The 11,417-nt window shown below is 68.0% G+C and carries 11 protein-coding genes; 2 read left to right on the top strand and 9 right to left on the bottom strand.

Annotated features, from left to right (window positions below):
• Nucleotides 1-67: 67 nt before the first annotated feature.
• From amt to glnA, 3 genes are all read right to left on the bottom strand, one after another.
• Nucleotides 68-1,501 (bottom strand): ammonium transporter, encoded by a 1,434-nt coding sequence (amt, locus tag RWO33_RS10540; protein WP_314104780.1) that lies wholly within the window; start codon nt 1,499-1,501, stop codon nt 68-70.
• Nucleotides 1,502-1,520: 19 nt separating this feature from the next.
• Nucleotides 1,521-1,859: a P-II family nitrogen regulator gene (locus RWO33_RS10545; RefSeq protein ID WP_145480702.1), complete on the bottom strand. Its 339-nt coding sequence runs from the start codon at nt 1,857-1,859 to the stop codon at nt 1,521-1,523.
• 362 nt (nt 1,860-2,221) lie between these two features.
• Entirely contained in the window at nt 2,222-3,631 is a 1,410-nt protein-coding gene (glnA, locus tag RWO33_RS10550; protein ID WP_145480700.1) for a type I glutamate--ammonia ligase, read from the bottom strand.
• Between the two features lie 254 nt (nt 3,632-3,885).
• Here glnA and RWO33_RS10555 point away from each other — a divergent pair, with 254 nt between their 5' ends.
• Nucleotides 3,886-4,680 (top strand): undecaprenyl-diphosphate phosphatase, encoded by a 795-nt coding sequence (locus RWO33_RS10555; protein WP_314104781.1) that lies wholly within the window; start codon nt 3,886-3,888, stop codon nt 4,678-4,680.
• A 71-nt stretch (nt 4,681-4,751) separates the two neighbouring features.
• Nucleotides 4,752-5,588 (top strand): META and DUF4377 domain-containing protein, encoded by an 837-nt coding sequence (locus tag RWO33_RS10560; RefSeq protein WP_314104782.1) that lies wholly within the window; start codon nt 4,752-4,754, stop codon nt 5,586-5,588.
• Nucleotides 5,589-5,698: 110 nt separating this feature from the next.
• On the opposite strand, the gene RWO33_RS10565 is transcribed toward RWO33_RS10560, so the two are convergent.
• The 6 genes from RWO33_RS10565 to RWO33_RS10590 all read right to left on the bottom strand — a co-directional run.
• On the bottom strand, nt 5,699-6,310 hold the full coding sequence (locus RWO33_RS10565; protein ID WP_314104783.1) for a YbhB/YbcL family Raf kinase inhibitor-like protein: 612 nt from the start codon (nt 6,308-6,310) through the stop codon (nt 5,699-5,701).
• 13 nt (nt 6,311-6,323) lie between these two features.
• On the bottom strand, nt 6,324-8,393 hold the full coding sequence (locus tag RWO33_RS10570) for a tetratricopeptide repeat protein (RefSeq protein WP_314104784.1): 2,070 nt from the start codon (nt 8,391-8,393) through the stop codon (nt 6,324-6,326).
• Between the two features lie 64 nt (nt 8,394-8,457).
• On the bottom strand, nt 8,458-9,450 hold the full coding sequence (locus tag RWO33_RS10575; RefSeq protein WP_145480690.1) for an alpha/beta fold hydrolase: 993 nt from the start codon (nt 9,448-9,450) through the stop codon (nt 8,458-8,460).
• 4 nt (nt 9,451-9,454) lie between these two features.
• A complete protein-coding gene (locus RWO33_RS10580; protein ID WP_314104785.1) occupies nt 9,455-10,246 on the bottom strand; it encodes a lysophospholipid acyltransferase family protein in 792 nt (263 codons plus the stop codon).
• Between the two features lie 85 nt (nt 10,247-10,331).
• Nucleotides 10,332-10,766, bottom strand: coding sequence for a hotdog fold thioesterase (locus tag RWO33_RS10585; protein WP_314104786.1), 435 nt, complete (start codon nt 10,764-10,766; stop codon nt 10,332-10,334).
• Nucleotides 10,767-10,793: 27 nt separating this feature from the next.
• The coding region (locus RWO33_RS10590) for a phospholipase D-like domain-containing protein (protein WP_314104787.1) at nt 10,794-11,417 on the bottom strand (624 nt) is incomplete at its 5' end.

Raw genomic sequence — 11,417 nt, forward strand, 5'->3', positions numbered from 1 at the left:
GGTCGCAACGTCAATGATCAACGCGCGTTACCGCAATGGTGTAGCCCCGAAGAAACTGTGAAGTCGATCAGACCTCGTAGGCAGACTCGCCGTGCGAGGTGACATCCAGGCCGGTGCGCTCGGCTTCCTCGGTCACCCGCAGGCCGAAGACCAGGCGTACCACCAGCAGGATGGCCACGGTCACCACGGCGCACCAGACGATGGTGAAGCCCACGCTGACCAGCTGCACCCATACCTGGTGGCCGATGTCGAGGTCGGCCTTGGTGCCGCCCAGCGACTGCGCGCTGAACACACCGGTGAGCAGCGCGCCGACAATGCCGCCCACGCCGTGCACGCCGAACACGTCGGCGGTGTCATCCACCTTGAGCAGGCGCTTGAGGCCGGTGACGCCCCACACGCAGACCACGCCGGTGACCAGGCCGATTACGATCGCGCCCAGCGGACCCACGGTGCCGCACGCCGGGGTGATGCCGACCAGGCCGGCGACCGCACCGGACGCCGCGCCCAGCGCGGACGGCTTGCCCTTGCTGACTGCTTCGACCAGGGTCCAGCCCAGCACCGCGGCGGCGGTGGCGAGGATGGTGTTGATGAAGGCCAGCGATGCCACGGTGTCGGCGGCAGCAGCCGAGCCGGCGTTGAAGCCGAACCAGCCCACCCACAGCAGCATCGCGCCGATGTAGGTGAACGGTACGTTGTGCGGCTTCAGCGCGGTCTGGCCGTAGCCGATGCGCTTGCCGACGAAGTACGCCGCGACCAGGCCGGCCACGCCGGCGTTGATGTGCACCACGGTGCCACCGGCGAAGTCGATTGCGCCCATCGCACCCAGGTAACCGCCGCCCCACACGATGTGGGCCATCGGGATATAGCTCAGGGTGAACCACAATGCCGAGAACAGCAGCACCGCCTTGAACTTGATGCGCTCGGCGAACGCACCGACGATCAGCGCGGTGGTGATGCCGGCGAAGGTGGACTGGAACGCTACGAACAGGTAGTCGGGCAGGCCCTTGATCGGCGTGTTGCCCACCGAGTCCGGGGTGAAGCCCTTGAGGAAGGCGAACTGGGTGAACGAGCCGAAGAACTGATTGCCTTCGCTGAACACCGCGCTGTAGCCGTAAGCCACCCACAGCATCAGCACCAGCGAGAACACCACCAGGATCTGGCTGAGCACCGAGAGCACGTTCTTGGAACGCACCAGGCCGCCATAGAACAGTGCCAGCCCGGGCACCACCATCAGCAGCACCAGCAGCGTGGACGTCAGCATCCAGGCGACATCGCCGCGGTCGAAGCTGGGCGCGGCCGCTTCTGCGTCCGCTGCAGCGGCAGGCGCCGCGTCGGGCGAGGGCAGTGGCTCGACGGCGACGGTTTCGGTCGGGGCCGGCGACACCTGGGCCTGTGCGTGCGCGGTGCCGGAGAAGGCACCCACGGCCAGCGCGCTGAACAGCATCAACAGGCACACGGCGTGGAACCGGGCCTGCCATCCGGTGAACGAGGAAGTCTTCATTGGGGGGCTCCGAGTGGGGTTAGAGCGCGTCCGCGCCGATTTCGCCGGTGCGGATGCGGATGACCTGTTCGACGGCGGTGACGAAGATCTTGCCGTCGCCGATCTTCCCGGTCCCGGCGGCGGTCTGGATGGCTTCAACCACGGCATCCAGGCGTTCGTCGGTGACGACCGTTTCGATCTTGATCTTGGGCAGGAAATCGACGACGTACTCGGCGCCGCGATACAACTCGGTGTGGCCCTTCTGGCGGCCGAAGCCTTTCACTTCGGTCACGGTGATGCCCGACACGCCCGCATCGGAGAGGGCCTCGCGGACCTCGTCGAGCTTGAACGGCCGGATGATGGCGGAGATCAGTTTCATGCGCATGTCCCGATGGTGGATGGAACCGGCCCGAAGACGCAGGCCGATGTCAGGTCAACCGGCGGCCACTTGCACATGGCCGCCGGTCGTTGCGCCGGACGTTGCATGGACCGCGATGACGCGGGAGGGAGGTGTGGCCCATGCTGCGCGTCCGGTCTCTCTTTTCCCCTGGTGGTGCGGCAGAAGCAGCCGACTAACAGTCGGCTCTACCGGGTGGTGCGTGCGGATGGCCGCGTGGTGCGTGCGGAATGCCGCGTGGTGCGTGTTGCCGCGTCGTGGCTCCCCAGCCGTGGCGCGTTGGTGCAGAAGCGGTGGCGATGCAGAAGGTGGGAGGGAAGTCCTTCGGCATCGCCACCTGTTGCTCAGACCGCGTAGTACATCTGGTACTCGAGCGGGTGGGTGGCGGCGCGGAAGCGGGTCACTTCCTGCATCTTCAGCGCGATGTAGCCGTCGATGAAGTCGTCGGTCATCACGCCGCCGGCCTTGAGGAACTCACGGTCCTTGTCCAGCGCTTCCAGCGCCTGGTCGAGGCTGGAACAGACCTGCGGGATCAGCTTCTCTTCTTCCGGCGGCAGGTCGTACAGATCCTTGTCGCTCGGTGCGCCCGGGTCGATCTGGTTCTTGATGCCGTCCAGGCCGGCCATCATCAGCACGGTGAAGGTCAGGTAGCCGGACTGGATCGGATCGGGGAAGCGCATTTCAATGCGGCGCGCCTTGGGGTTGGACACCCACGGAATGCGGCACGAGGCCGAGCGGTTGCGGGCCGAGTAGGCCAGCATGACCGGGGCTTCGAAGCCCGGGACCAGGCGCTTGTAGCTGTTGGTGCCGGAGTTGGCGAAGGCGTTGATGGCCTTGGCGTGCTTGAAGATGCCGCCGATGTACCACAGCGCCATCTGGCTCAGGCCACCGTAACCGTCGCCGGAGAACAGGTTGGTACCACCCTTGGACAGCGACTGGTGCACGTGCATGCCGCTGCCGTTGTCGCCGACGATCGGCTTGGGCATGAAGGTGGCGGTCTTGCCGTTGCGGTGGGCGACGTTCTTGATCACGTGCTTCATGCGCAGCAGTTCGTCGGCCTTCTGCACCAGGGTGCTGAACTTGGTGCCGATTTCGCACTGGCCGGCGGTGGCCACTTCGTGGTGCTGCACTTCCACTTCGATGCCGACCTGTTCCAGGGTCTTGCACATTTCAGCGCGCAGGTCGTGCAGCGAATCGGTCGGCGGAACCGGGAAGTAGCCGCCCTTCACTGCCGGGCGGTAGCCACTGTTGGCACCGTCGTACTTGTCGCCGGTGCTCCAGGCGGCTTCTTCGGATTCAATCTTGAAGAAGGTGTTGCCCATGTCGTTGGCGAAACGGACCGAGTCGAAGATGAAGAACTCCGGCTCCGGCCCGAAGAAGGCCTGCTCGGCGATGCCGGAGGACTTCAGGTAGGCCTCGGCGCGCTTGGCGATGCCGCGCGGGCAACGACCGTACGGCTGCATGGTGGCCGGGTCGAGGATGTCGCAGGTGATCACCAGGGTCGGGTGCTGGTAGAACGGATCGACGTAGGCGCTGGACGGGTCCGGCAGCAGGACCATGTCGGACTCGGCGATGCCCTTCCAGCCGGCGATGGAGCTGCCGTCGAACATCTTGCCTTCTTCGAACAGCGACGGTTCCACGATGCTGACCGGGAAGGTGACGTGCTGCTCTACACCACGCATGTCGACGAAACGCAGGTCGATGAACTCGATCTGGTTGTCCTTGATCAGCTTCTCAACGTTTTCCACGGACATCAGTGAAACCTCGGATGGGTAATTGCCTGTGTTGGATGAAGCAATCCCCGTGCCAACTTTTTGCGACGCACAAGTGGTTGATTTCACACGGCGTGCACTGCGACGGGCGCTGAACAGAGTGCACCAATACGGTGCAATGACCGCACCACGCACACAATTGGTGCGGCGGTTGATGTTTTATGATCCCCAGCAGCCGGGCGTGGTCCGGTACAACCTACCCTGCCGGGCAGCGCCCGGCGCCGACGAGTTTTACGATGTCCGACCTGTTCTCCGCCCTGCTGTTGGGCATCCTTGAAGGCCTTACCGAATTCCTGCCGATCTCCAGCACGGGCCACCTGCTGATCGCCCAGCACTGGCTGGGCGCCCGCTCGGACTTCTTCAACATCGTGATCCAGGCCGGTGCGATCCTGGCCATCACCCTGGTGTTCCGCCAGCGCCTGTGGGCACTGGCCACCGGCCTGCACGACCGTGCCAACCGCGACTACGTACTGAAGCTGGGCACCGCCTTCCTGGTCACTGCGGTGGTCGGCCTGCCGGTACGCCTGGCCGGCTGGGAACTGCCGGAGACGGTCACGCCGATTGCCTGGGCCCTGATCATCGGCGGCATCTGGATGATCCTGGTGGAAATGCGCGCTGCGCGGCTGCCGGACCGCGATGAGGTGACCTGGAAGGTGGCGGTGCTGGTTGGCCTGGCCCAGGTGGTAGCCGGCGTGTTCCCGGGTACCTCGCGATCGGCCGCGGCCATCTTCATCGCCATGCTGTTCGGACTGAGCCGGCGTGCGGCGGCCACGGAATTCGTGTTCCTGGTCGGCATTCCCACCATGTTCGCCGCCAGTGGCTACGCGTTCCTGGAACTGGCCAAGGACGGCAAGCTGGCCACCGAGAACTGGACCGACGTCGGGGTGGCCTTCGTTGCCGCCGTCGTCACCGGCTTCGTCGTAGTGAAGTGGTTGTTGGGCTACATCAAGGCACACCGCTTCACCGCGTTCGCGTTCTACCGCATCGCGCTGGGCGCTGGGCTGCTGCTGTTCCTGCCTGCCGGTAACTGAACGGCCCACCGCCGCTGCAACCCCACCGGGGCCGCTGCCGCGTTCTTCCCCGGGTTCCCAAGGAGATGTCCATGAAAACCACCCGCAAGCTGATGCTGACCCTGCCGCTGGCCCTGCTGGCCGCGTGCAGCAACCCGTCCACGGACGCCCCGGCCGTGTCCGGTCGCGACGACCTGGCCCCGGCGCCGACCGCGGCCGCCGACCAGAAGGCGGTGGCGCAGCTGGATGCGCAGCGCCTGCAGGGCAACCACTGGGTGCTCGACAGCGCCACCGACGCCAGCGGCAAGCGCATCGATGCGCTGTTCGCGCGCGCCGACAAGCCGGTGACCCTGGATTTCGTCGACGGCCGCCTGGCGGTCAGCAACACCTGCAACCGCATGGGCGGGGGCTACACCCTGGCCGACGGCACGCTGACCGTTTCGCCGATGGCCTCGACCATGATGGCCTGCACCGACCAGGCGCTGATGGCGCTGGACAAGGCGGTGGGTTCGCGGCTTGAGGGGGCGCTGAAGACCGAGCTGGGCGCCGAAGGCCAGCTGACCCTGCGCACCGCCGCGGGCGACGTGCTGGTGTTCAGCCCGCAGCCCACGGCTGAAACCCGCTTCGGCGGCCCGGGCGAAACGGTGTTCATTGAAGTGGCCGCGCAGACCAAGCCCTGCCCGCACCCGATGATCCGCGACAAGCAGTGCCTGCAGACGCGTGAGATCCAGTTCGATGACAAGGGGATCAAGCAGGGCACGCCCGGCGCGTTCGAGAATTTCTACGACGTGATCGAGGGCTACACGCATGAAGCGGGCACGCGCAATGTGCTGCGGGTGAAGCGCTTCAACGTGGCCAACCCGCCGGCGGATGCGTCGTCGAAGGCGTATGTGCTGGACATGGTCGTCGAGTCCGCGACCGAGAAGTAAGCCGGGAGCGGGCGGCCAGCACGTCGCCCGTTCAACATCGTACCGACCAACGGTCGGTACCTACCTGCGTACGAACGGTAGGTGCCGACCGTTGGTCGGCACGCCGTGGATCACGCCAGCGCCGGGTTCAACGTGTACGTGCCGTGCAACGCGGCTTCGGCCAGCACGTGGCCGTGCATCGCCTTGTGCACGTCGGCGGCAGTGAACCGGGCGGGCAGGTCGAGCGTGGCAACGTCCAGCGCGAACAGACGGAAGAAATAGCGGTGCACGCGCGCGTCGTTGAACGGCGGGTATGGGCCATCGTAGCCGAGGTAATCCCCGGCCATGTCCGGGTTGCCGGCGAACCAGCCAGTGAAATCGTTCAGGCCCTGGCGCGCACCGGCCGGACCCGCCGGGTGCGCTTTGCCTTTCGCAGTGAAGCCATCGCTGCAGCTGCCTTCTGCGATCTCGCGCAGCTCGGCCGGAATGTCGGCCATCGCCCAGTGGGTGAAGTCGGCACGCGGCTGGTCGGCGGGCACGCTGCAATCGGTCCGGCCGACCGTTCCGGGAACGGTGGGAACGTCGGGGTCGATACACAGCAGGGCGAACGAGCGGGTGCCGGCGGGCACCTCGCTCCAGGCCAGGGCCGGGTTGCGGTTGGCGGCGAAGCCGTTGGCGTCTCCGGCGGCGAAGCGGCTGTCGATCGGTGCGCCATTGCGCAGGCCGGTACTGGTCAATTTCATTGCTGCACGCTCCTCAAGCTTCGACATAGCCGAGCCGCACCGCGACCGGGGTGAGCTGGTCGAACGCAGCCGACAGGACATCGCGGTAATTGCGCCAGTGGCCGGCCGGGAAGCGCGCCGGGCCCAGCGTCTGCGCGGGCGGGAAGTTCACCCCGAACAGGCGGCCAAGATGGTCGGCCATGGCCGCCGGGTCGTTGCCGATGTCGTCGATGCGGACCAGCGCATGCGGGTACAGGTCCTGTTCGTGCAGGGTGGCGACCTGGGCGAGCGCCCGCACCAGCCATTCGGTCGCTTCGTTGACCGAGGTCACCGCGAACGGTGCCGGCGCGCCATGCGCCAGCCACTCCAGCAGCATGTCGCGCGGATCGCGCACCACCAGCAGCAGCCGGCCCTCGGGCAGCTGCGGGCGCAGTGCCCACAGCAGCGCGTTGTCCCACCACAGCAGCCAGTCGATGACGTTGGCATCAGCCAGGCCGCGCGCCGGGAGCTGCGCGCGCCACTGCGCCAGCATCTGTTCCGGGGTGAGCTTGCCGGTGGAGAGGTCCTGCAGCGCGTGGTAGCTCTGGAAGGCGTCATCCGGCGGATTGGCGCCGAAGCGATCGCCGCGCAGCACCTGGCTGGCCGCAGCGATCGCGGCGATCACGCGTTCCACGCCCGAGCCCGGTGCGCCCCACACGAACATGGGACGCGCGCCGACACCTTCGGCAACCTCCCCCATCTCCGGCCAGCTCAACGGCGCCTTGGCCTGCGGCGGCAGCGGCAGGCGCGTGGGCGCTTCACTGGCATGCAGGCTGGTCCAGGTCGCCAGTGCGGCATCGCGCTGCCCGGCGCGGTCCTGGACCGAGCCGAGCCACGCACGCAGGCCCGGTTGAGCTTCGGCCGGCGCCTGCGCGATCAGTGCCTGCACGTGCGCCACGGCAGCGGCGGGATCGCGCGCCAGCAGCGCATCGACCACCCGCGTTTCGCCACTGCCACGGCCCGGTTCAAGGGCGATGATGCGGCGGGCCACGGCTTCGGCGGCGTCTGCCTCACCGGCCATGTCATGCACGCGCATGCGGGTTTCCAGCGCCGCCAGGTGGCCCGGCATGGCCGCCACCCAGCGGTCGGCCACGGCGGCGGCATCGCTGCCACCGACCGGGTCGATCGACAGGCGCGCCAGCCACAGGTTGTGCTCCTGCGGGTGCGCCGCCAGCGCCGCGTCCAGGGTCTCGCGCGCCTGCTGCTCGCGGCCCAGGCGCTGCCAGGCCATCAGCAGCAGTTGCAGGGTCTGGCGGTCGGCGGGGGATTGCTCGAACACCGGCAGCAGGTGCTCCAGTGCCTGCAGCGGCCGCCCGGACTGCAGCTCCAGTTCGCCGGCCAGCCGGCGCATGGCCGGGGTTGCGGTGTCCGGGTTGTCCAGTACCTGGCGCAGGGTGTCGGCCGCGCCCTCGGTATTGCCCTGGCGCAATGCAAGCTGCACCAGCAGGCCCTGCAGCGAGGTCAGGCCGGGATTGAGTTCCAGCACGCGGCGGAACGCCTGTTCGGCGAAGGCCAGCATGCCCTTGCCCAGGTAAGCGAAGCCCAATGTATAGACGATGCGCGGGTCGTTGGGCAGCGCCTGGCTGGCCGCCGACAGCAGTGCCAGCGCGCGCTCGGCGTCATTGCGGCGCAGCGCGACCATGCCCTGCAGCGCGATGACTTCCGGGTTGCCGTCGTCGACCCGGGCGGCGGTGCGGGTGATCCGCTCCGCCTCGTCCACGTCGTTGCGCGACAGCGCCAGGTGGGCCTGCATCAGGTAGGCCGCCAACTCATTGGGATTGAGCTCGGCGGTGCGGTCCAGCGCCGAGCCGGCGGCGTCGAACTGGCGCAGGGCCAGCAGCAGGCCGGCGTGCTGCAGGTGCATCTCGGCATTGTCCGGAGCCAGTTCCAGGCCGCGCTGCAGGCTGGCCAGGGCGGCGTCGTGCTGGCCCTGCTGCTGCAGCGCCAATGCCAGCAGGCGGTGCGCCTGCGGCTGCTCCGGTTCGGCCTGGATCCATTCGCGCGCCAGCTGCGCGGCTTCGTCCGCTGCGTTGCGGCGCAGGGCTTGGAGAATCGTGTCTTGCATGACGGTCCAGCTCGGGGTCAAACCCCGATTGTAGAACACCGGCGGCGCTGCGCCGGGGCGCCCCTCAGCGCAGCGCTTCCAGGCCCAGGCGCTGGGCCACCCAGCGTTCGGAGAAGCCGTCGCCGCGCCAGTTTTCCAGGAAGCCGCAGTGGCCGCCCCACGGCGCGATCTCCAGTCGGGCATGCGCCGGCAGGCGCCAGCCGTCGAAGGTGGCGTAGGGAATCACCGGGTCGTCCTGGGCCATCAGGATGTCGGCCGGTATCTCCAGGCCGGCCAGGCGATCGCCGGCGATCGAATAGCCGTCGAAGTAGTCCTGCAGGGTGCCGAATTCGGTGTGGTGCTCGACCAGCCACGCGGTCAGCGCGCGGATGTCCAGCTTCAGCACGCGGTCGTCCCAGTCGCCCAGCTCGGGGAACAGGTCGCGCTTGCGGCGCAGCGAGCCGGTCCACTTGCGGCGGAAGTACCAGTCGTACATCGCCGGGCCGTTCTCGATGCTTTCCATGGTGATGGCCGGGTCCAGCACCGGGCATACCGAGGCGACCCGGCGCAACGGCACCCCGGCCGAGGGCGCCCGCAGCGCCAGCCGCAGCACGAAGTTGCCGCCCAGCGAGTAACCGGCCGCCACCAGCGGCAGCTGCGGCCAGCGTGCGGCGATGTCGCCGGCGGCCTGCACCACTTCATCGATGCGGTTGGAGTGGAAGATGCCGGGATTGAGATGGTGGGTGTTGCCGTGGTCGCGGAAGTTCAGCCGCACCACGTCGTACCCGGCGTCGAGCATGCGCGCGGCGGTCATGCGCATGTAGCTGGACTCGGAACTGCCTTCCCAGCCGTGCAGCAGCAGCGCCATGCCGACCGGTTCACGCCCTTCGATGCGGCTGTGCCAGCCCTGCAGGCGCACGCCTTCGCCCCCGTCCAGGATCAGTTCGTCGGTGACCGCGCCGGTGGCCGCAAGCAGCGCGAGCCCGCGCTGCATGCGCATGCGGCTGGAGCTGAGCATCGACTGCAGGTGCGGGTTGCGCAGCCAACGCGGCGGACAGTAGTCGGCAGCGGTCAACATGGCGCTAGGGCGCGGTCATGGCCGCCACGATGCGCGCACGCGAGGTTTCCGCGATGCGGCGACGGCCTTCCAGGTCGTGGCTGCCAATGGGCGCGAGGAAATGTACCTCGGCCCGCCGTGCCGGTTCCCCAAGCAGGCGCAGGAAGTTGGCGAAGAAGCTCTCGCGGGCGCCGAATGCAACGATGGTCTGTGCATTGCCCCGCTCGCCATAGCGCAGCGCCACCGGTTGCACCGGAACATGGGTTTCCACCGCGGCCTGGAAGATGCGGGCGTGGAACGGCCCGACGTCCTGGCCGCCGCGGGTGCGGCCTTCGGGGAACACGCCCACCGCCTTGCCTTCCTGCAGCCGTTCGACCATGACCTGCATGACCCCGCCCAGCGATTCGGTGCTGCCACGCTGGTGGAAGATGGTCTGGCCACGTGCGGCCAGCCAGCCCACCACCGGCCAGTCGGCGATCTCGCGCTTGGCCACGAAGCCCATCATGCGCTGGCTGTGCAGCATGCAGATGTCGACCCAGCTGACGTGGTTGGCCACGAACAGCACCGCGCCCGGCAGCGGCGTACCGATGCGGTGCAGGCGGAAGCCGAAGATCCACATCAACCCGGCGGACCAGGTGTTCACCAGCAGGTGCTCAAGCGTACGACTGCCCACGCGCAGGTTTCCCCACGGCGGCAGCATGCCGATCAGCAGCAGCGGCAGGAACAGCAGCAGGTGGATGAGCAGCAGGGGAACGCGGTACAGATAACGGCATACGCGCGCCACGCCGCCACGCGAGGCCGAAGGGGGGGAAGTCATCCGCGAACGATACCCCAGCGCTGCGGGGTCTGCCAGCGGACCGGACGCAATGACCGGCCGATGCCCGGCCAACCGCCAGCGGGGGTCAAGGACGGACCGCCGGCACCACCGCGAGGGTCAGCCGCGAGGTGCAGACCAGCTTGCCGGCCTCGTCTTCGATGCGGATGTCCCACACCTGCGTGCTGCGGCCCACGTGTACGGCCCGCGCGGTGCCGGTGACGGTACCGCCGCGCTGGGCACGGATGTGGTTGGCGTTGATCTCCAGCCCCACGCAGACCTGCTGGGTGGTGTCCACGCACAGATTGCCGGCACTGCTGCCCAGGGTTTCGGCCAGCACCACCGAGGCGCCGCCATGCAGGATCCCATATGGCTGGCGGGTGCGCGCGTCGACCGGCATGGTCGCGCTGACCCAGTCCTCGCCCGCGGCAGTGAACACGACGCCCAGGTGTTCGATCAGGGTGTCGCGGCTGAGCGCGTTGAGCGCCTCGATCGAAACCGGTTCGCGGAATACCTGGGCCATGCGGTGTCTCCGTGCAGCGAAAAGAAATTACAGGATGGGAACCAGGCCGGCGCCGAACGCGGTGAGCATGCGTACCAGCAGCCACTTCGGGCCGACATTGACCTCGGGGAAGTCGCCCACGGCGGTGTAGCAGCTGTGGAACGCAGGGTCCTGCCGACGCAGCGGTTCGGGGCAGTCCGGACCCGGCTGGAATTCGTAGTCGGTGGCGTAACGCCACGGCCAGAAGTCGAGCACCGGCAGCGCTTCGGAGGCCTTGCCCACGCTGTAGTTCAGGCCCGACAGCACCGGCGGCTTGGTGCGCGGCGCCACCACCCAGGAGTTTCTGGGGTGGATGTCGCGCAGGATGCTCTGCGCCAGCGCTTCAGCGAAGGCGGGGTCGTCGATGATGACCGCACCTTCAGTGTTGTAGTTCTCGCTGCGCGGATCGAAGTTGTGGGTACCGATCACGCCGATTCGGCGGTCCACCACCAGCGACTTGGCGTGCAGGCCCATGCGCGCGCCGCTGCGGGTCACCGGCAACGGCTTGTTCACCGCCTTGGTGCCCAGGAACGAGGGGCGGGTTTCGGCGCGCAGCACGCGGCGTTCCACCACGCTGCCATCGGTACGCCGGCGCGCGGCCGGGCCGGGGGTGGGCTGGGGCCGCACGTCCCC

It is taken from the genome of uncultured Stenotrophomonas sp., assembly GCF_963519925.1.
GTDB classification, from domain to species: Bacteria; Pseudomonadota; Gammaproteobacteria; order Xanthomonadales; family Xanthomonadaceae; genus Stenotrophomonas; species Stenotrophomonas maltophilia_AE.